The following is a 19,128-nucleotide window of genomic DNA, read 5'->3' on the forward strand; positions in this document are numbered from 1 at the left end:
GCGTTCAGCCAGAATCTGCCTGGCGTATAGCCTCACCGAACTGCTCGGGCGTGGGGGATTGCTGGAACTGGGCGGTGCCCTCGGGCAGTGAAATCCAGCTCTGCATTCTGCTGGTCCAGATATGGGCGATGGGGCTTAAATTGTCGCTATCGTCCAGCGTACCCGCGCGCAGAAAGATCATGCCGGGCACGGCGCTGTTGCGATTGAACAGCCGGGTGAAGCAATGGGCGCAGAACACCTCTTCGAACTCTATCCCATCGGATTGGCGGCGATGGGACAGGGTGTCGGCGGGTTCGCGGAATTCAGTGGTAGGCAGGATCGCATGCAACGCAAAGGCGCTGCCGCTTCGGGTTTGGCAATTCAGGCAATGGCAGGCATAGACATGGATCGGAACGCCGCCGGTGATACCATATTCTGCTGCGCCGCATTCGCAGGCACCCGTGCGTATGATTTGGGTCTCAGTCATTCGGTCAGATCCTTTAGCTCATAAATCAGATCCAGGGCCTCACGCGGGGTGAGGCTGTCCGGATGAATGTCGCGCAGCCGTGCCTCGGCGGCGCTTTCGCTGGGTTTGACCGGCGCAGGGGCGGGCGGTGCCGCGCGAAACAGCGGCAGATCATCGATGATGGCGGCGGGTTTGGCCGCGCCTTCGCGCTCACCCGATTCGAGGCTGGCGAGGATGTCGCGGGCGCGGCTCACAACGGCATCCGGCAACCCGGCCAGACGCGCCACCTGCACGCCATAGGACCGGTCGGCGGCCCCTTTGATGACCTCATGCAGGAAGATCACCTCGCCCTCCCATTCGCGCACGGCGACTGTGGCGTTTTCGACGCCGTCAAGCCGTGCCGCGAGGGCGGTCAACTCATGGTAATGCGTCGCAAACAGCGCCCGGCAGCGGTTCACCGCCTGGAGGTTTTCCATCACCGCCCAGGCAATCGACAGCCCGTCCCACGTGGCGGTCCCACGCCCGATCTCGTCAAGGATCACAAGAGCGCGGTCATCGGCCTGATTGAGGATCGCGGCAGTCTCGACCATCTCGACCATGAATGTCGAACGGCCCCGCGCCAGATCGTCGGCGGCACCCACGCGGCTGAACAACTGGCTGACCAACCCGATATGTGCGCGGGCGGCGGGCACGAAAGATCCAGCCTGCGCAAGGATCGCAATCAGCGCGTTCTGCCGCAGGAAGGTCGATTTACCGGCCATGTTCGGCCCGGTCAGGAGCCAGATCGCGGGCGTGTCGCCATCTGTCAGCCCGCAATCATTGGCAACGAAGCTTTCGGCCTTGCGCTTCAGGGCGCGTTCGACGACGGGATGCCGACCCGCCTCGATTTCAAAGGCGCGGCTGTCATCCACGACGGGCCTCGTCCAGCCCTCGCCCGTTGCCAGATCGGCGAATGCGGCGCTCAGATCGATCTCGGCAAGCGCCCGCGCGGCCTGACCGATGGGACCGGCCGCCGCCAGCACGGCCTCACGCAGGCGGGCGAATATGCCGCGCTCTATCTCAAGCGCACGGTCGCGGGCGTTGAGGATGCGGGTTTCCAGTTCCGACAGCTTGACCGTGGTGAAGCGGACCTGATTGGCGGTCGTCTGGCGATGGATAAAAGTTTCCGACAAAGGCGGCGCCATCATCTTCTGGGCATGGGTCGCCGTGGTTTCGATGAAATATCCCAGCACGTTGTTATGCTTTATTTTCAGGCTGCTGACGCCGGAAAGCTCGGCATATTCGCCCTGCATGGTCGCGATCACGCCACGACCTTCGTCGCGCAACTGGCGGGTCTCGTCCAGATCGCTGTCGAAGCCAGCGGCGGTAAAGCCGCCATCGCGGGCGAGCAAGGGTGGTTCAGCGACAAGCGCGTCATCCAGAAGGTCGATCAGATCCTCATGCCCGACCAGATCCCGCGCGGCTTCGGCCAGCACGGCAACACTGTCATCGCCCAACATCGAGGCCACGCTGATCGCCTGCGTCAGCCCGGCGCGGATCGCCGCCAGATCGCGCGGCCCGCCCCGGTCAAGCGCCAGCCGTGACAGCGCCCGGTCCATGTCCGGGACCCGCGACAGCGCCTCTCGCAACTCGGCGGTCAGGCGGGCATCGTCTGCCAGATGCGCCACGGCGTCGTGACGGGCGTGGATGGTCTCCAGATCCCGCGAGGGCGCGGAAATCCGGCGTTCCAGCAGCCGCGCACCCCCCGCCGTCGCGGTGCGGTCGATGGCCGACAGAAGCGAGCCTTCGCGCCCGCCGGACAAGGCCTGTGTCAGTTCCAGATTTCGCCGTGTCGCCGCGTCGATCTGGACAGAGCCGGCGGCCTCTTCGCGCAGCGGCGGGCGGATCAGCGGAAGCTGTGCCTTCTGGGTCAGTTCAAGATAGGCGGCAAGCGCACCCATCGCCGCCAGTTCGGCGCGGCTGAAATTGCCGAAACCGTCCAGCGTGTCCACCTTGAACAGCGCCGCCAGTCGACGCGTTGCGGCCGCGGAATCGAAATTCTGCGGCGCAAGTTCGGTCAGCGCGGCACCGGCTTCTTCTGTCAGTTCCTCAAGTCCGCTGCCCTCGACCGCCAGCAATTCGCGCGGTGCGATCCGGGCGAGTTCCGGGGACAGCCGTGCCTGCGGGCACGTCATCACGCGCAGCGAGCCGGTCGAGATATCGACCCAGGCAAGCGCCGAATCTTCGCGCACTGTCGCGAAAGCCGCCAGGAAATTGTGGCGGCGTGCCTCCAGCAGCGATTCCTCGGTCAGGGTGCCCGGCGTCACCAGCCGCACCACGTCGCGGGCCACAACGGATTTGGAGCCGCGCTTTTTCGCCTCTGCCGGATCTTCCATCTGTTCGGCAATGGCCACGCGGAACCCCTTGCGGATCAGGGTCAGCAGATAGGATTCGGCGGCATGGACCGGCACGCCACACATCGGGATAGGCTCTCCCGCGTGGGTGCCGCGCTTGGTCAGCGCGATGTCCAGTGCGGCAGCGGCGGCGACCGCGTCGTCAAAGAACATCTCGTAGAAATCACCCATGCGATAGAACAGCAGCGCACCCGGATTCGCCTCGCGGATCGCGAGATACTGGGCCATCATCGGGGTGGGCTGGTCGGACATGGGGCCTCCTTCGCGACACGTTCTAACGCATCACGCGGTGATTGCCAGAGCGTCGCGGCTGGGGCAGGCTGAAGCGATCAAGGGAGGATGGAAGATGAAGTATGCGATTGCGATTCTGGCGCTGTCGGCGGGGCCTGCCATGGCCGAATGCCCCGCGCCCGAGACGATCTATGCGGCGGCAGAAGGCTGGCTGGCGGGTGAAAGGCTGGCCGATCCCGGCGTCACCAATATGGAGGATGCGGCCTGCGCCTATACCCATTGGCGAGAACGGCTGGAGGACGATCTGGGCCGTCCGGTCGGCGTGAAGGTCGGTTTCACCTCGAAGCCCGCGCAGGAACGGTTCGGGGTCGATGCGCCGGTGGCCGGTGCGCTGTTCCAGCCGATGTTGCTGCAAAACGGGGCCGAGGTCAGCATGACCGGATCGCGCACCCCGTTTTTCGAAGCCGATCTGATTGTCACCGTCGCCGATCCCGACGCCCTGTCGGCGGCCACGACGCGCGAGGAAGCGGCAGCGGCGCTTGGCGATGTTCAGGCCTTTGTCGAGATGCCGGATATGGCTTTGGCCGAGGGGCTGGCCCCGACCGGGCCGATCATGGCGTCTTACGGCGTGATCCCCTGGCGCGGGGTCATGGGCGATTCTGTTGCGCTGTCCGAGCTGTCCGATCCGGTGGCGGATCTTGCCGCGCTCAGCGTGACGCTGACGGCAAATGGCGAGGTCATGGATCAGGCCACGGGCGAGGCGTTGCTGGGCCATCCGCTGGATGTCGTACTGTGGCTGGTCGGGCAGGGCGGCTATGACCTGTCCGAAGGATCGGTCATTTCGCTTGGCTCGCTTGGCGCATTGCATCCCGCCACGCCGGGGCTGGAGATCAGCGCCGATTATCAGGTCGGCGGCCAGCCCCTGTCGGTCGCCTTCACGACCGTCGAATGACCGAAGGTCTCAGCCACATCACCTTCATCTGACGCGATCTGGACCGGATGGAGGAGATTCTGACCCGCGTGCTTCATGCCCGCAAGATCTATGACAGCGGGGGCGAGGGGTTTCCCTCTCGCCCGAGCGGTTTTTCGACATTGGCGGCGTTTGGGTGGCCGTGATGCAGGGCGACCCGCTGCCCGAACGCAGCTATAACCACGTCGAGTTCAGGATCGCCGATGCGGATTACGACACCCGGCTGGCGGCTGTTCGCGAACTGGGGCTGGATCTGCGCGAAAGCCGCCCGAGGGTCGCGGGCGAGGGGCGCTCCATCTATTTCCACGACGCGGATAACCATCTGTTTGGGCTGCATACGGGGACGTTGGAGGAGAGGCTGGCGCGCTATGAGGCGAGCAGTAAAACATACGTCTCGCCGATCTGAACCGCTGGCATCTTTTGGGCCCGGTGAAAGAAAATGCCCGACGCGCAGGCGCCGGGCATTCATCATGTCAGCCCATGAAGGGGCCGGTCAGGCGTTGGTCAATTACTGACCAAGTTGAGCCGGCTGATCGTTTTCGAGCGCGAGGCTTTCGTCGTACTCGAAGTTTTCTGCGGCTTCGATCTCTTCCTCGGTCAGCTCGCCGAGGATCAGATTCTCACCATCCATGGTCACGCGGCTCATCGGGACGGCCACGTCGGTGTCACCGATATTAAGGAAGCCACCGTTCGAGAAGACAAGCTGCTGGCCATTGTCGGTGTTGATGATGGCTTCAGGTTCGCCCACATCCTCGCCATTCACATCGAGCACGTTCATGCCCAGAACGTCGCCTACGGTCAGAGCGGCTGTGTCTGCCGTGGCTTCCGCTTCCGCTTCGGCTTCGGCTTCGTCGACATTGGCCTCCTCTCCGTCTGCGGCGGCATCCGTGGTTCCGGCCTGACGCTGCTCGCGTTCTTCCATAGTTTCGAGTGTCACTTCGGGTTCACCCGAGACGGCGACCTCGATCGTGGGTTCTTCCGTCATGGTAACAGAAACATTGGCTTCCGCGCCGGTATAGGACAGCTGCGGCTCGGACTGCGTGACGCTTACCTGCGGTGCCTCTTCAGACTGCACCAAACGCACAACGGGTTGCTCGGCAGCAACTTCGACATCACCGTCCGCCGTTTGTACCTCGCCACCATCGGCGGAAGCGTCAGCATCGACATCACCAGCTTCAGCGCCATCCTCTCCGACGCCGAGGTCAATGCTCAATTGAGGCTCAGCCTGGGTCACCGTGATCTCCGGCTCGCCCTGAACAACTTCGACCTGTGGATCGCGGGCGGCAACTGAAACTTCCGGGTCGCCCTGGAGCATATAGATACGCGGTGCAGGGATATCGACGCGAACGATGATCTCCGGGATCTCGACGGCGACTTGCGGCTGCTGCTGCTCTATTTCGATCTGGGTTGGTGCTTCTGTCACGCTGACTTCGGGCGACTGGGAGGTTACGGTAACCTCGGGCTGAGGTACACGAACGTCGACATTTGGCTCTGGAACGCTGACGACGGCTTCGCCTTCAACTTCGATATCCTGGGAAAGATCGACCTCTGCGGTAATTTCCTCTTCTGCGTCGGCTTCAGCAGTCGCGTCGGCCTCAGCAGTTGCGTCAGCTTCAGCGGTGGCGTCAGCGTCAGCGGTGGCGTCGGCGTCAGCGGTGGCATCCGCCTCTGCTGTTTCTGTTTCACTTGCCTCATCAGCCGCTGGCGCCGCGGAACTGGCAAGCGTTGCCTCGAAATCGGCGCATTCTGCGGCGATGTCGTTGTTGATCGCGTTCGCAATAGCGTCCGGGTCAACAGAATCGGCCGAGACTTCATTTTGGCTCAGCCACATGCCAAGCGACTGACATTCCGCTGAACTGCCTTCGAGGGCTTCGGTGTTGACACGGATCTGCTGGGCCTGGCCCGCCACCGCGAAGCTGAGCGTCAAGGCAGTGCCAAGCAAAAGCGGGCGAATTGTCGTAGGGTTGGTCATTCAAAGCTCCTTGATATTGGACATTGCTGGCCGGGATATGCTGGCCGACAAGGCCCTCTCGACGAGAGGGAAGGACGGAACAGGATCCTTCAGACACGCTCCAGGATGCGTCCGCTGCGGGCACAAGCGATGCCCGAGGTGATCAGTCCAGGCGGCTTGTCCGTTGCCCCTGTCCCGACTACACAAGCTCGTGAAGGCGGTGGTCGTTCCTATAGTATTTGTTAGTCGCCCGCTGCGCTTAGCATCCGATGGCGGCGATCAACCTATCGGAGAAACAGCCGCGTACCGTCGTGCCCTGCGACTTCGCCATAAAGCAATGTGCCTTCGGGCATGTCTCGCTCAAAGCTGACCTCGGTGAATTGCTCGGTCCGGCCAAGCCTTGGGCCCTCTGTCAGGACGCGGTGGGTGCGGCCGATCTGGGCGTTCAGATGGCGGTGCAGGGCCTCGTTTCCGGCGGCGCGAAGGCGGGCGGCGCGTTCCTTGATCACTTTGCCGTTCACAGCGGGCATTCTGGCGGCGGGGGTGCCCTGCCGCGCCGAGTAGGGGAAGACATGCAGGAAGGTCAGCCCGCAATCCTCAACCAGTTTCAGCGAGTTCTCGAACATCGCCTCGGTCTCGGTCGGGAAGCCCGCGATGATATCGGCGCCGAAGACGATCTCGGGGCGCAGGCGGCGGGCATCTTCGCAGAAGCGGATTGCATCGTCGCGCAGATGGCGGCGTCTCATACGCTTGAGGATCATGTCATCCCCGGCCTGAAGCGACAAATGCAGATGCGGCATCAGGCGCGGTTCGGTGGCGATGGCCTGCATGAGGTTCTCGTCCGCCTCGATCGAATCGATGGACGAAATCCGCAACCGGGGCAGATCCGGCACCAGTTTGAGGATGCGCATGACCAGATCGCCAAGGCGCGGCGTACTAGGCAGATCGGCCCCCCATGAGGTCAGGTCGACCCCGGTCAGAACGACCTCATTAAAGCCGCGATCGCGCAGGCGTTTGATCTGGTCGACGACGACACCCGCTGGGACGCTGCGCGAATTGCCCCGGCCATAAGGGATGATGCAGAAGGTGCAGCGGTGATCGCAGCCGTTCTGGACCTGCACATAGGCGCGGTGCCGGCCGAAGCCGTCGATCAGATGGCCGGCGGTTTCCTTAACGGACATGATGTCGTCGACGATCACACGTTCGGTCTGTCCAATCAGGTCGGGTGTCAGGCCCGCCCATGTCTCTGGCCGCATCTTTTCGCTGTTGCCGACGACGCGCGTAACCTCTGGCATCGCGGCGAAGGTGTCGGGTTCGGTCTGGGCCGCGCAGCCGGTGACGATGACCGGCGCTCCGGGATTTTCGCGCGACAAGCGGCGGATGTCCTGACGGGCCTTGCGCACGGCCTCGGCAGTCACGGCGCAGGTGTTCACGATCACCGCGCCCTGAAGCCCTGCGGCCTCGGCCATCTCTCGCATCGCCTCTGATTCATAGGCGTTCAGGCGGCAGCCATGGGTGGAAAATACCGGCGCACTCATCCCCGCCAGACCCCGTCAAAGACATGCGCGGTCGGCCCGGTCATCCAAACCCCGTCCTCGCGCCAGTCGATCTGCAACTGCCCGCCCGGCACATTCACCGTAACCTTACGCCCTGTAAGGCCACGCCGCGCGGCCGCGACCGCGGCAGCACAGGAGCACGAGCCCGACGCCAGCGTCGGCCCGGTCCCGCGTTCCCAGATGCGCAGCTTGATTTCTTCGGATGACAGGATCTGCACGAACTCAACATTCGTGCGTTCGGGGTACAGCGGATGATGCTCGTGCTCCGCCCCGCAGCGATCAAGGTCGACTGATTCGACGTCCTCAACGAAAAAGGTCATATGCGGATTGCCCATCCCGGTCGCGACGGGATCACCGGCGATCGGGAGATGGTCAATATCGATATCCTCCGCCAGCGGAATCGATTTCCAATCCAGAACTGGCGCACCCATATTGACCCGGGTCAGTCCGCCGCCCGCATCCTCGGCCAGCAGAACGGCATGATCCGTGCGCAATTGCAGGTGATTTTTGCCGGAGCCTTCCATCAAAAACCGCGCAATACAGCGCGTGGCGTTCCCGCAGGCGGCCGACCGCGAACCGTCATTGTTAAAGAACACCAAGCGCGCATCCGCTGCTTCGTCGTGGTCGATTGTGGCGAGTTGATCGAACCCGACGCCGAAATTCCTGTCAGCAATGGCTGCGATTGTCGCCGCATCGGGCGTCTCGACCCCATGACGAAGGTCGATGATGACGAAATCATTGCCGAGCCCATGCATCTTCATGAAGGGCAGGCCGGGGGTGCGGGCGTGTTCCATGCCCGCCATATAGTGCGCCTGAAAACTTTTCGCCAGATCGGTCTTTTTTGAGGTTGACGCCACCACGACGCAAAACTAGGAAAGCGCCCTGTGATGTGGGCCGTTAGCTCAGTTGGTAGAGCAACTGACTTTTAATCAGTGGGTCGCAGGTTCGAATCCTGCACGGCTCACCACCTCTCATAAAATATCCTTTCCCTGTTTGGGTTTGGTGTCGGATTTGACGAACCTCTTGGGAAGGTTCGCCAAATTGCGGTCGCCATTCGGGCGGGCGATCAGTTTCTCAATCGCGGAATCGGCCATGCCTTCGCGGCCAGCGGCCTCGGTGTAGCGTTGCACGAGGGCCAGCGTTTTGTGGCCTGTGACCGCGCCGATCTCGTGCGCGGTGGCTCCGGCTTCGGCTAGACGTCGCGCGCAAGCCTTGCGCAGCCCGTGGGCGGAACACTGAGGCAGCTCGGCCTCTTCGGTCCAACGCTGCATGAGATTGCCCAGCCCACCGGCAGAGCGCATGGTGCCTTTCTGGGTGGCCAGGAATGGGCGGTCCTTCGGCAACTTGTCCAGAACCTCCGCCAGGTCCGGGTGGATTGGCACGGACACCAGAACACCGCCTGAGCGCTGCGTCTTCTGCCGCCGGTACTCGATCTTGCCGTTGCGGACGTTCTTCGGCCCCAGCTTCACTGCATCGACCCGCGCCGCGCCGGTGTAGAGCATCAGCGTCACCGCCGTATGTGCCAGCGTGCCGGGCCTGTAGACCTTGAAGAACTGCGCCAGTTCGTCCTCGTCCCACGTGTGGAACCCGTCACCGCCCACGCGAAACGGTTTCGTCGCGCGAGCCGGGTTATCGCCGCGCCAGTCCAGAGTGATCGCGAAATCCATCAACTGGATCAGCCGCTTGCGCAGGTTGTTTGCTGCGGTGGGTGTCTCGGCCTTCTCTGCGAGGATCGTCTGCACATGCCTCCGCTGCATCAATCGCACCGGCTTGTCGCCATGCTCTTCCCGGAACTTCTCGACGATCCCGCGATAAACCTTCTGCGTGCTGGGCGAGAGATCGAGAAACTCGGGTGAGCGATACCAAAGCGCCACAAGCTGGCTGACACTGTAAGGCTTTGTCCGGTCCGCCCCAATCAGCCCACGCGTCTTGTGCCCGTTCACGGCGTCCTCATAGCGCCGAACAAAGTCCTCCGACGCGTAGTCGCTCCCCAACTCCGCCGAAAATCCACCCTTCCGGAATCGCCAACGCCGTTTCCCGTGCCGGTCGAAATAGGCCGTCGCGCCGGGAAACTGCTTTCGGCGTTTCACTGGCGATCCCACGGGTTGTTGACCTCGTCCGTCTGCTTCTCGGTGCTGTATATCACGACCTTGCCGTCACGGCTGATCTCGGACCGCACGACGGGAATGCCCGCGTCCCTGTATGCTTTGAGGTAACGTGTCAGCTCTGTCTGCGTCAGCGACGCGCGGGGCATGGCCATGGTGTGTCCTTTACTCGATCAATTCGCGCCCGAGGCCGCATCCGGCCCTTCGCTCACGGCTGCTTTAACTGTGAATTTCTCGACGTATCGCTCCCAAGCACCTTTTGGGATTTTGGGATTGCGGCGTCCTGGTGCGGTGAAAATGTGATCCAGCATGTCTTCGCGGATCAGGTAACGCACGTTGGACACGGGAATGCCCACGCGCTCGGCCAGTTCCTTGGGGGTTTCAAGCAGCTTTCCCACGCTTCGCCTCCTGTCGTCGTTGCTCACGAACTGACGCGAAAGAAATCGTTTTGCGTTCAGAATGAAACAAAACTACGCTGAAACTGCATGAATCAAGCGTGTCGCCATCGTTCGTATCTATTTTTGATACAAATGACTACGAATGAGGTCAACACAAATACAAACGAAAGTTGAACATGGCTATTGTTGGCCTTGGACATCGCCTTGCGGCAGTACGGAACATGGCGCGACTCTCTCAGGAGGAGATGTCGCAAAAGCTGGGCATCAGTCGAAGCGCTTACCAGAACTACGAGCGTGGTCAGCGAGACTTGACCGCCCAATTGCTTCTGAAAGTCTACGAGGAATTCGACGTCGATCCGCTCTGGATGCTCGATGGCGATACCGAGGACGGCAAAAACCGTAGACACGAACAGATCGCCTCGGCCAATCGAAAAATCGGCATAGCAGTCGAGCGCCGGATCATTGAACGCGGTCTGACCGTGACCCCCGAAAAAAAATGGGACGCCATCGATTTCCTCTTCGATGAGTTTCTCAACACCGACTCCTTTGCCAATGAAGGCGATGGGCCGGACACCACGAGAATTGACAGCGTATTGAGGTTGGTAAGTTGATGTTGGACGAAGAACTCCGCGAAGACGTGGTAAATCTCCGCCCGCGCAAACTGCGCTTGGGTCATGGTGTTGAGCGCCTGCTTGAGGGTGTTGCCGGTGCAGAAAGCGACCCCAAGAAGGCAGGGCGGGCCGATAGCTTGCGCCCGAAGGCCGATAGCGTCAATGCGGCCCGTTGCACAGGGTGTGGTCATGTCGAATATATCACGCGCGAATATTGTCGCTGCGGTCACTACCTTGCCGGCCAAATTGAAGACGAATACCTCGCATGGGAGCAAGGTCTCGCCGAAACCCATGAACGTCTTTCGACTGAAGCGGATCGCAAGCTGAAACCGTTCAGGGTCATGGCACTCGCAGCTCTTCCTTTCCTTATCTGGCCGCTCCTCTATCCTGTGCTCTTTGACGACTTCGGATCTTTGAGCACCTGGCTCTGGATTCTGCCCGGAATCGCGATGTTCGGCCTTTTCGGCTTGATCCATGCATTTGTGACTGCCGAGCTCAACGACAGTGCTCAAGCTCTTGCAACCGCCAACTTCGAACAATTCCTTACTGAGCGCATTCGCGTACCGAGTAATAGCTGCACATGACATTGCCCATTTTCTCCATTTCATCCCTCAACGCTTTGGTTCTGGGCAGTTTCTCTGCACTATTATGCCCCAGGAAGTTGTCACATGATCGGCTGGTCGCTCTTCGTTGCGGTCTTGGAGAAAGGAAGCCAAGGTGACGAAGCATATTGTTCGGGAGGTGGATGCAACACCCTATGCAGCATCTCTCATCGAGGGCCATCGCGACTTCGGCTACAACCTCGAGACTGCTCTCGCCGACATCATTGACAACGCCATAACCGCTGGCGCGCGCACGGTGGAACTGATCGCGGACACTGTCGCGGATGAGCCATGGATCGCGCTGTCAGACGATGGTTCGGGCATGACGGAGACCGAACTGGTCGAAGCGATGCGTCTCGGGTCGAAGAACCCGACCGACGAGCGCGAGGCCGAAGACCTCGGTCGATTCGGCCTCGGCCTCAAGAGTGCCAGCTTCTCGCAGTGCCGAAGTCTGACGGTTCTGACGCGGCAAGACGGTCGAAGGTCCTGTGCGCGCTGGGACCTGGATCGCGTCGCGAAACGGAACGACTGGAGCCTCGAACTCATCGAAAACCCCGAGGTCGTGACAGGCCATGACCTCCTCGCGGAGAGCGGAACGGTTGTCATCTGGGAGAAACTCGATCGCTTGAGTGGCGGTTACACCCATGACCGCGCTAAGCGGGCTGAGCATATGAACTCTGAGTTGTCCCGTGCCGAGCATCATCTGCGCTTGGTGTTTCACCGCTTCTTGGAGGGCGCCAAGCCACGGCTAAAACTGTCACTCAACGGTCGCCCGCTGAAACCCAACGATCCCATGGCAACGTCTCATGCCGCCACGCAGAAGGACCCGGAGGAGGTGCTTCGCCTGCGTCAGGGTGACGTCCTGATCAGATGCCACACGCTTCCCCATCACAAGCGGATGAGCCGGGAAGAATGGGAAGAAATTGGCGGTCCTGATGGGCATCTGAAGGCCCAGGGCCTGTATGTCTACCGCGAGAAACGTCTCATCATCTCGGGGGGGTGGCTGGGCCTGGCGCGCCAAACCGAACTGACGAAACTCTGCCGTATAGCAGTCGATATCCCCAACACGATGGACGCCGAGTGGAAGATCGACGTCAAGAAGGCCTCGGCCCAGCTTCCCCCGGTGGTGCGTGAGCGCCTGAAGAAGGTGGTGGAAAGGTTCGTTGGCACATCCAAACGCACCTATCGCAGCAGAGGCCAAAAGCTGGTCGATGAGACCCGTTTTCCGATCTGGAATCGGGTGCAGAAGGATGGGCAGATCGTCTTCCGCCCCAACCTGGAGCACCCGGTCTTTCGAACCTATTCCGATCAGTTGCCAGAAGAACTGCGAGAGGGTTTCGAACGTTGCCTGCGCATCGTTGGGTCTGGTCTGCCGATCGAGACGCTGCATGCTGAACTCGTCGGGAACGCGGAAGCGGTCACAGCTGACGAGACTTCAGCAACCGACCTCGAAGAGTTGGTCTATTCCCTTGCAGTGACACTGATGGAAAACGGTGTGCCCTCCGAGGCTCTGTCGGACACGATGCAGAGCAACCCATTCTTGCGAGTACGGTGGGAAGCTGCCGCACCGATTCTGGAAGACTTTTTAAGGACACGAATTTCATGAATGAAGCTATCGAGACAGTGAAGAACATGGTCGAAAGTGGCCTGTTCAATCAGGCACGTAAGACCGAAGATGAGCTTCGCAGTATGATCAGAGGCGTCGCAGCTTTGGTCCCGCCGGGCCTCAGCGGAGAAGAGATCGAGCAGATTGCGCGGGAGATCGAGCACAAGCAGGGTATCAAGGCTGGACTTGGTGCGGTGGTCGACAGCGAGGATTTCGAACCTTGGCTGGATGACGCGAAGCCGTTGATCGAGCCTTTCTACTGGAACCGCTACCAGAAATTGCTCCTGCAAAACGGCCTACCGAAAGACGTTGTGATTTCCACGGACACGGTTACGGATAAAATCCTCAGCCGACTAGGCAACCCCGAGAAACACGTACCGTGGGATCGGCGTGGCATGGTGGTTGGCCACGTTCAAAGCGGCAAGACCGCCAATTATACGGGCCTGATCTGCAAGGCGGCTGATGCAGGGTACAGGCTGATCATCGTTATTGCGGGTATTCACAACAACCTTAGAAACCAGACACAGGCCCGGATCGACGAGGGCTTCATCGGTCGCGATACCGGGAAGTCCCAGGAAACCAAGAAGGGCGGTGCAAAACACATCATCGGCGTCGGCCATTTTGACCCGAACAAAACACCGGTCAGCCTTACCAACACGCTACGGGATTTCAACAAGGCCACGGCCTCAACTAACACAAGCGAGATTGACTCCTACAAGGTTCCTGTCGTCCTCGTAATCAAGAAGCAGTCGAATACGCTCCGCAACCTGCTGCAATGGCTCAAGGACAATAGCGCTCGCGGTGACCGTGAGATGATTGATCAGCCTATGCTGCTCATTGATGACGAGGCAGACAACGCTTCGATCAATACCAAGTACAATAGGGAGGAAGTCACGACCACAAATAGGTTGATCCGCGAGCTTCTGAATACTTTCCACCGGAGTTGCTATGTCGGCTACACCGCAACTCCTTTCGCGAATATCTTCATCGACCCTGATCAAGACGATGAAATGCTGGCGGAAGACTTGTTTCCGAAGGACTTTATCATCGGCCTTGATGCGCCATCCAATTATTTCGGCGGCAAAAAGGTTTTTGTCGAAGGCTTGCCGGATGATGAGGAGCCAACTTGGCTGAGGTATGTCTACGACAATGAGGATGTTCTTCCCGTCAAACATCCACAGGACTTTGTCGTGGAAGCACTCCCAGACTCGCTGGTGAAAGCTGTTCGCGCCTTCGTGCTGACTGCTGCTATTCGCAAGCTAAGAAATCAAGAGCACAAACACTGCTCGATGTTGGTTAACGCAAGCTTCCGGAACCCAATTCAAGCACAGCTCCGGAATCGGCTACATGAAGTACTTCAACGGATTCAGAATGCTGTCAGAGTGAACGGTTCAACTGGTAGCAAGGGAATTGCGGACCCCGAGATCGCAGCTTTGAAAGAAGTATGGGAAAGCGAATTCAAGACGGCCCACTCCTCATGGGATGAGGTTCAGGCTGCAATACATGAGGCCATAGCTGCGGCACAGGTCGTGTTGGTGAACTACAAGTCGAAGGATGTCTTGGAATATCCCGATGAAGCTCGTGGCAAAGCGGGTAGAAAATACATTGCAGTCGGTGGTTTTTCTCTGTCGCGCGGTCTAACGCTCGAGGGACTGACGGTAACTTGGTTCCTGCGTAACACGAAGATGTACGATACCCTCATGCAAATGGGCCGGTGGTTTGGATACCGGACAGGATACGAGGATCTCTGCCGCATTTGGATGCCAGCCGAAGCTATTGGTTGGTACGCATATATTGCGAACGCGACAGAGGAATTGCACTCAGAAATTCACGATATGGCGTCTGTTCCGACAGCCACTCCCAGGGATTTCGGTTTGGCGGTGCGAAGTCATCCAGCTTCGTTGCTGGTCACAGCACGCAACAAGATGGGATCGGGAACAAAGGTCACGACGCTGATTGGGCTCTCCAACAAATTTGTCGAGACATCGAGAGTCAGCATTAGATCAGGTGATCTTGCCGCGAATATTGCTGCGGCTAGGTCTCTGGTTTCGAAGTTCAAAGGCGCAGGCTTGGAGGAGGAGCGATCGCCTTGGGGAGCGCTCTATCGTGGCGTGCCGGTCCAGTTCATAGACGAATTTCTCGCGGCTTGGCGCAACGCAGACCAGAGCGTAACGACTGACCCGGCCCCGGTCAGAAAGTATATCGATGCACGGAGTTCGGACGAGCTGCAAACATGGGACGTATTAGTTCCCAGCTTAACCAAAGGCGAGGCCAACGGAACGCTGGGCATGCCGATCGTGCCCGCCACGCGATATGTAGACCTGCACGATCTGCAACATGATTTCATGTCATTCAGTGGGAAGCGAATGCGTGTTGCGTCTCGGGGTATCGAGAAGGCTGGTGTAGACCCGGCAAGGGCTGAGGCAGCCGAGTCGCGGTATCGGGAAGAAAACGGGAAGGCAGACAGTGAACGCGTGAACTATCCGGACTCGATCTACCGACGAGAAAGAGATCGCGGCCTTTTCATCCTCCATTTCGTCAAGGCGAAGGCGCCAGATGGAAAGGAAGATGCCAAGCAAGTCGACCTGATCCCTGCTGACCCCGTTGTGGCGTGGGGCATAAGCCTTCCAGTTTCTTCTCGCCCGGCTGAACGCGTTGAATACGTGGTGAATACGGTGCGCTATCGGGAACTCTTCGGTGAAGAAGACGAAGACGAAGATCAGGAGGCACCTCTTGAAACCTCTTGATCCCTGGGAAAGACTGGACCCGGACGAAGCCAAACGGGTCGATGTCGCGGGCCGTTTCGATTTCTTCTGGGTGGTGCTGGAAGCAGGCATGCCCGGCCTGATGCTGAGGCTGCCAGGCCTGCCGCAACCACTGCCGCGTCTGCCGCAGTTGAAGAACCTTGTCGCGTCCTTCCGCCCTGTCTCGGGCGGATCGGCATTTGTTCTCGGCCTCAAGGAAAGAAGTCAGGTCGAGATATTCGAGACCCTTTGCCGAGATGTGGTAGAGGCTGGGGAAGCAAGCGCGGATCGCGACGAAGCGCTCTGCAGAGCGCTGCAACGCACCCGACGCTGGTATCACCTTCTGCGCGGTGGGAAGACCAATGGGCTGTCCGTTGAAGAGCAGCGAGGGCTTGTTGGCGAGTTGGCCTTCCTTCGGGAGCTTGTCTCCGCCTTCGGCCCGGACACGGCGATCGAGGCCTGGACCGGTCCGACCGGCTCGGCGAAGGACTTCGAGCTTATCGGAAGCTGCGTCGAGGTGAAGGCAAGGCGGGTTGCTGCAAAGCCGTTCGTGGCCATTTCGTCCGAAGACCAGCTCGCGGATGTCGAAGGGAGCCGCCTGTGCCTTCGTGTGATCAATGTGGCGTCGGCCGTCCTGCCGGAAGGTCAGAGCCTGCATGATCACGTGCGAATGACGGCCGAGATGTTCGAAGAAGACGGCGCGGCCTTCGATGCTTGGGAAGAGACGCTCCATTCGACTGGATATGATCCCGAGAACGACTACGACGAGCGGCGATGGCTTCTTAGCGCTGCGACCGATTACGAGGTGACAGAAGGTTTCCCCCGGATTTCCACGCCTCTTGTTCCGGGCGTGGAGAATGTCCGGTACGCGATCGCTCTCGATGCCTGCGAACCGTTCAAATTGGAAGGTGATCTGATCGACGTCATCCAAGGAGGGCTTGATCATGAGTGATCTGGAAGAATTCCATCATGAACTTATCGCCGATATCCAGGGCGATGCTGACGTCCTCGGCCTTGTCACGGTCGAGGCGTTTTTCGAGAAGGTTGGCGAACTGCTTACCGAGGCCGGGGAATTGGATGGCGCAAACAGAGCGTATTTCGAGGGCGGCGGCGCCAGCAATCCCATGCGGATCGACGGCTATGGCGGCGATCCAAGGGATGGCGATGGCGTCCTGAGCCTCGTGTTGTGCGACTTTGATCTGTCCGAGGAGGTGCGTGTTCAGAACAAGGAACAGATTCAGCGCCTTCTGCAGCGACTCTACAGATTTGTTGTTTCAAGCCTCAAGGCCGATTTCCGGGAGCAATTGGAAGAGACCAGTGCCGGGTTCGGCGTAGCCGACCTCATCGCCACGACGTGGAAGGACGTCGAGAAGGTCAAGCTCATAATCGTGACTAATGCAGATTTTCGCGCCCGTGCCGATGCGGCGAACGTGAAGGATCTTGATGGCAGACCGGTCACCCTCAGCGTCTGGGACCTGAAGCGTCTCAAGCAATACATGGAACAGGGACAGGCACGGGCGAATCTGATCATCGATTTCGACAAAGACTTCGGCGGGAGTGTTCCCCTTCTTGCGGCCTCCGGAAGCGATAGTGCGCTCGAAAGCTACCTGGCGGTCATTCCCGGAAAGCAGCTGGCCGCCATCTACGACAAGTGGGGACCACGCCTGCTCGAGGCCAACGTGAGAAGCTTTCTTCAAGCACGCGGCAAGGTGAATCAGGGCATCCGCAACACGATCCGCGATGAGCCGCACATGTTCTTTTCCTACAACAACGGCCTCAGTGCGACAGCCGACGCGATAGAGGTGGAGCAAGGAGATCATGGCCATCTCTTGGTTCGCGCGGACAATCTGCAGATCGTCAATGGTGGGCAGACCACGGCCTCACTCCACGCAGCGCGAAAGGCGTTTGTCGAGCAGTTGGAACAGGTTCATGCCCAGATGAAGTTGACCATCGTTCCGCGAGAACAGTCCGAACTCGTTGTCCCGCGCATCTCCGAATACGCGAACAGTCAGAACAAGGTGAATGCAGCAGACTTCTTCGCCAATCACCCCTTCCACATCCGGACTGAAGAGCTGTCGCGCAAAGTTCTGGCGCGGGGAGAGGACGGGTATCGGGACACGAAATGGTTCTATGAACGCGCACGAGGACAATATGCGGACGAACGAGGGCGAAGGACCATCGCAGAGCGAAAGAAGTTCGATGCCGAGTTCCCGCGCTCCCAGTTCCTCACGAAGACCGATTTGGCCAAGTTTGAGAACACCTGGGCTTGCCTGCCGCACATCGTGAGCCTTGGTGCGCAGAAGAACTTCGCGGAATTCGCCAAGCATATCGGCAAACGTTGGGGTTCCGAAGGTGCGGCGTTCGATGAGCTCTGGTACAGGCGCATGATCGCAAAGACCATCATCTTCCGGGCCACTGAAAAACTGGTCTCGGGCGCGGAATGGTATGAAGGCGGCTACCGCGCCAACATCGTGACCTATGCGATTGCCAAGCTCGTGCATGATGCAGAGGAACGGGAGATGGTGGTCGACCTGGACGCCGTCTGGAGATACCAGGATGTCACGCCTGATCTGAAGGCGGCACTGTTGGTTGCTGCGGCAGAAGCTCAGGACGTGATCACGCACCCGCCCGAGGGCGTGCGAAACTTCAGCGAATGGGCCAAGAAGCAGGCTTGTTGGAAGGGGCTGGAGGATCGTGAGTTGAGCTATCCGGAGGAATTCGATCGAGTACTGATTTCACCGGACCTGGCCAATGAGCGCGCGAGAGAGGCCCGTGCGGACAAGGCTGTCGAGACCAGCGTCGAGGCCGAGCTTGAGGTGCATAGGCTCGGCGCCGCGTTCTGGGCAGAAGCCCGGAATTGGGCGCGGGAGCGTGGGCTTCTGTCCCCGCGGGAAAATGGCGTTCTGGAAACGTGCGCCGCGATCCCGAGCAAGATGCCGTCGGACAAGCAATGCGCGATTGCGATGAGCGCGCTCAAAAAGCTTCAGGATGAAGGTTTTTCAACTGGCGTGGGCGTCGATGCAACCTGAATCGAACAGGAAGCTGTACAAGTTCAGTGGTCCAACCGAGTACGCTCTCCAGAACCTGGAGAACGGGGTGATTTTTTGTCAGCACTACTCAGCTTACAATGATCCATTCGAATTCTGGAGCAACATCTACGAAGGCATCCCCGATCCAAAGGTCGAACCAGAAAGATTTCTTGCCGCTGCATCGGCGTGGGGGTTCGGTACCAAGCCTGCCGAATGGAGCTACGAACGCGAACGACGTTTGTTGGTGCAGTCTGATCGTGACGACGAATTGCCGATCCTGCGCAAGTACCCCGCTGACGCCATCACGCAAATCGTGGTGGGCGAGAGGATGCCATCCGACTACCGACGCCGCCTCGAAGCCGTTCTGTCGAAAAACTACGGCAGTGTTCCAATCTCCACCGCGCGACGGTCACCGTCGACTTACCGCTTGGAAATCGAGTGAGCCGAGGTTCGGCGAAGAGCTTCTGTTGAATGAATACACGGCGCT

16 protein-coding genes, 1 tRNA gene and 1 pseudogene are annotated in these 19,128 nt (G+C 59.8%); 10 read left to right on the forward strand and 8 right to left on the reverse strand.

All coding sequences use genetic code 11. The features are described from left to right. Positions 1–4: 4 nt before the first annotated feature. Both PAF20_RS03930 and mutS read right to left on the reverse strand, forming a co-directional pair. The gene (locus PAF20_RS03930) at positions 5–466 is read right to left on the reverse strand and encodes a GFA family protein (RefSeq protein WP_271072438.1); all 462 of its coding nucleotides are present in this window, start codon (positions 464–466) and stop codon (positions 5–7) included. Beyond that, on the reverse strand, positions 463–3,090 hold the full coding sequence (gene mutS / locus PAF20_RS03935; protein ID WP_271072439.1) for a DNA mismatch repair protein MutS: 2,628 nt from the start codon (positions 3,088–3,090) through the stop codon (positions 463–465). The genes PAF20_RS03930 and mutS overlap by 4 nt, the downstream gene beginning before the upstream one ends. Before the next feature lie 94 nt (positions 3,091–3,184). On the opposite strand from mutS, the gene PAF20_RS03940 reads away from it, so the two are divergent. After that, positions 3,185–4,021, forward strand: a complete 837-nt coding sequence (locus PAF20_RS03940) for a hydratase (protein WP_271072440.1) — start codon at positions 3,185–3,187, stop codon at positions 4,019–4,021. Between the two features lie 47 nt (positions 4,022–4,068). Further along, positions 4,069–4,445: pseudogene (locus PAF20_RS03945) on the forward strand (VOC family protein). A 102-nt stretch (positions 4,446–4,547) separates the two neighbouring features. Here the strand turns inward: PAF20_RS03945 and PAF20_RS03950 are convergent. The 3 genes from PAF20_RS03950 to dapF form a co-directional block, all read right to left on the reverse strand. Continuing rightward, positions 4,548–6,011 carry a PRC-barrel domain-containing protein gene (locus tag PAF20_RS03950; RefSeq protein ID WP_271072442.1) on the reverse strand — a complete coding sequence of 488 codons (1,464 nt, stop codon included), beginning with the start codon at positions 6,009–6,011 and terminating at the stop codon, positions 4,548–4,550. 263 nt (positions 6,012–6,274) lie between these two features. Then, positions 6,275–7,528 carry a tRNA (N(6)-L-threonylcarbamoyladenosine(37)-C(2))-methylthiotransferase MtaB gene (gene mtaB / locus PAF20_RS03955; protein ID WP_271072443.1) on the reverse strand — a complete coding sequence of 418 codons (1,254 nt, stop codon included), beginning with the start codon at positions 7,526–7,528 and terminating at the stop codon, positions 6,275–6,277. Beyond that, entirely contained in the window at positions 7,525–8,349 is an 825-nt protein-coding gene (dapF, locus tag PAF20_RS03960) for a diaminopimelate epimerase (protein ID WP_434802938.1), read from the reverse strand. Before dapF ends, mtaB begins: the two co-directional genes overlap by 4 nt. Positions 8,350–8,437: 88 nt before the next feature. On the opposite strand from dapF, the gene PAF20_RS03965 reads away from it, so the two are divergent. Next, positions 8,438–8,513 (forward strand) — tRNA-Lys (locus PAF20_RS03965). A 4-nt stretch (positions 8,514–8,517) separates the two neighbouring features. On the opposite strand, the gene PAF20_RS03970 is transcribed toward PAF20_RS03965, so the two are convergent. From PAF20_RS03970 to PAF20_RS03980, 3 genes are read right to left on the reverse strand one after another with little or no spacing between them, the layout of a single operon-like run. Continuing rightward, positions 8,518–9,636, reverse strand: a complete 1,119-nt coding sequence (locus tag PAF20_RS03970) for a site-specific integrase (protein ID WP_271072445.1) — start codon at positions 9,634–9,636, stop codon at positions 8,518–8,520. Next, complete coding sequence (locus tag PAF20_RS03975) at positions 9,633–9,806, reverse strand: hypothetical protein (RefSeq protein WP_271072446.1); 174 nt, start codon at positions 9,804–9,806, stop codon at positions 9,633–9,635. The genes PAF20_RS03970 and PAF20_RS03975 overlap by 4 nt, the downstream gene beginning before the upstream one ends. 18 nt (positions 9,807–9,824) lie before the next feature. Then, the gene (locus PAF20_RS03980; RefSeq protein WP_271072447.1) at positions 9,825–10,049 is read right to left on the reverse strand and encodes a MerR family transcriptional regulator; all 225 of its coding nucleotides are present in this window, start codon (positions 10,047–10,049) and stop codon (positions 9,825–9,827) included. Between the two features lie 176 nt (positions 10,050–10,225). Here PAF20_RS03980 and PAF20_RS03985 point away from each other — a divergent pair, with 176 nt between their 5' ends. The 7 genes from PAF20_RS03985 (at position 10,226) to PAF20_RS04015 (ending at position 19,083) form a co-directional block, all read left to right on the forward strand. Beyond that, positions 10,226–10,660 (forward strand): helix-turn-helix domain-containing protein, encoded by a 435-nt coding sequence (locus PAF20_RS03985; RefSeq protein ID WP_271072448.1) that lies wholly within the window; start codon positions 10,226–10,228, stop codon positions 10,658–10,660. Next, positions 10,660–11,244, forward strand: coding sequence for a hypothetical protein (locus PAF20_RS03990; protein ID WP_271072449.1), 585 nt, complete (start codon positions 10,660–10,662; stop codon positions 11,242–11,244). The genes PAF20_RS03985 and PAF20_RS03990 overlap by 1 nt, the downstream gene beginning before the upstream one ends. Before the next feature lie 133 nt (positions 11,245–11,377). After that, entirely contained in the window at positions 11,378–12,868 is a 1,491-nt protein-coding gene (locus PAF20_RS03995) for an ATP-binding protein (protein WP_271072450.1), read from the forward strand. Continuing rightward, the gene (locus tag PAF20_RS04000) at positions 12,865–15,615 is read left to right on the forward strand and encodes a Z1 domain-containing protein (RefSeq protein ID WP_271072451.1); all 2,751 of its coding nucleotides are present in this window, start codon (positions 12,865–12,867) and stop codon (positions 15,613–15,615) included. Before PAF20_RS03995 ends, PAF20_RS04000 begins: the two co-directional genes overlap by 4 nt. After that, positions 15,602–16,564 (forward strand): PD-(D/E)XK motif protein, encoded by a 963-nt coding sequence (locus tag PAF20_RS04005; protein ID WP_271072452.1) that lies wholly within the window; start codon positions 15,602–15,604, stop codon positions 16,562–16,564. Before PAF20_RS04000 ends, PAF20_RS04005 begins: the two co-directional genes overlap by 14 nt. Beyond that, positions 16,557–18,641, forward strand: coding sequence for an AIPR family protein (locus PAF20_RS04010; RefSeq protein ID WP_271072453.1), 2,085 nt, complete (start codon positions 16,557–16,559; stop codon positions 18,639–18,641). Before PAF20_RS04005 ends, PAF20_RS04010 begins: the two co-directional genes overlap by 8 nt. Beyond that, complete coding sequence (locus tag PAF20_RS04015) at positions 18,601–19,083, forward strand: hypothetical protein (protein WP_271072454.1); 483 nt, start codon at positions 18,601–18,603, stop codon at positions 19,081–19,083. Before PAF20_RS04010 ends, PAF20_RS04015 begins: the two co-directional genes overlap by 41 nt. The last annotated feature ends 45 nt before the right edge of the window (positions 19,084–19,128 follow it).

Source organism: Paracoccus albus, assembly GCF_027913035.1.
GTDB lineage: Bacteria > Pseudomonadota > Alphaproteobacteria > Rhodobacterales > Rhodobacteraceae > Paracoccus > Paracoccus albus.

Bases quoted from the DNA above. Each gene is read 5' to 3' on its own strand.
- PAF20_RS03930 (WP_271072438.1), bottom strand. From the start codon at position 466: ATGACTGAGACCCAAATCATACGCACGGGTGCCTGCGAATGCGGCGCA.
- mutS (WP_271072439.1), bottom strand. From the start codon at position 3,090: ATGTCCGACCAGCCCACCCCGATGATGGCCCAGTATCTCGCGATCCGC.
- PAF20_RS03940 (WP_271072440.1), top strand. From the start codon at position 3,185: ATGAAGTATGCGATTGCGATTCTGGCGCTGTCGGCGGGGCCTGCCATG.
- PAF20_RS03950 (WP_271072442.1), bottom strand. From the start codon at position 6,011: ATGACCAACCCTACGACAATTCGCCCGCTTTTGCTTGGCACTGCCTTG.
- mtaB (WP_271072443.1), bottom strand. From the start codon at position 7,528: ATGAGTGCGCCGGTATTTTCCACCCATGGCTGCCGCCTGAACGCCTAT.
- dapF (WP_434802938.1), bottom strand. From the start codon at position 8,349: ATGGCGGGCATGGAACACGCCCGCACCCCCGGCCTGCCCTTCATGAAG.
- PAF20_RS03975 (WP_271072446.1), bottom strand. From the start codon at position 9,806: ATGGCCATGCCCCGCGCGTCGCTGACGCAGACAGAGCTGACACGTTAC.
- PAF20_RS03985 (WP_271072448.1), top strand. From the start codon at position 10,226: ATGGCTATTGTTGGCCTTGGACATCGCCTTGCGGCAGTACGGAACATG.
- PAF20_RS03990 (WP_271072449.1), top strand. From the start codon at position 10,660: ATGTTGGACGAAGAACTCCGCGAAGACGTGGTAAATCTCCGCCCGCGC.
- PAF20_RS04000 (WP_271072451.1), top strand. From the start codon at position 12,865: ATGAATGAAGCTATCGAGACAGTGAAGAACATGGTCGAAAGTGGCCTG.
- PAF20_RS04010 (WP_271072453.1), top strand. From the start codon at position 16,557: ATGAGTGATCTGGAAGAATTCCATCATGAACTTATCGCCGATATCCAG.
- PAF20_RS04015 (WP_271072454.1), top strand. From the start codon at position 18,601: ATGAAGGTTTTTCAACTGGCGTGGGCGTCGATGCAACCTGAATCGAAC.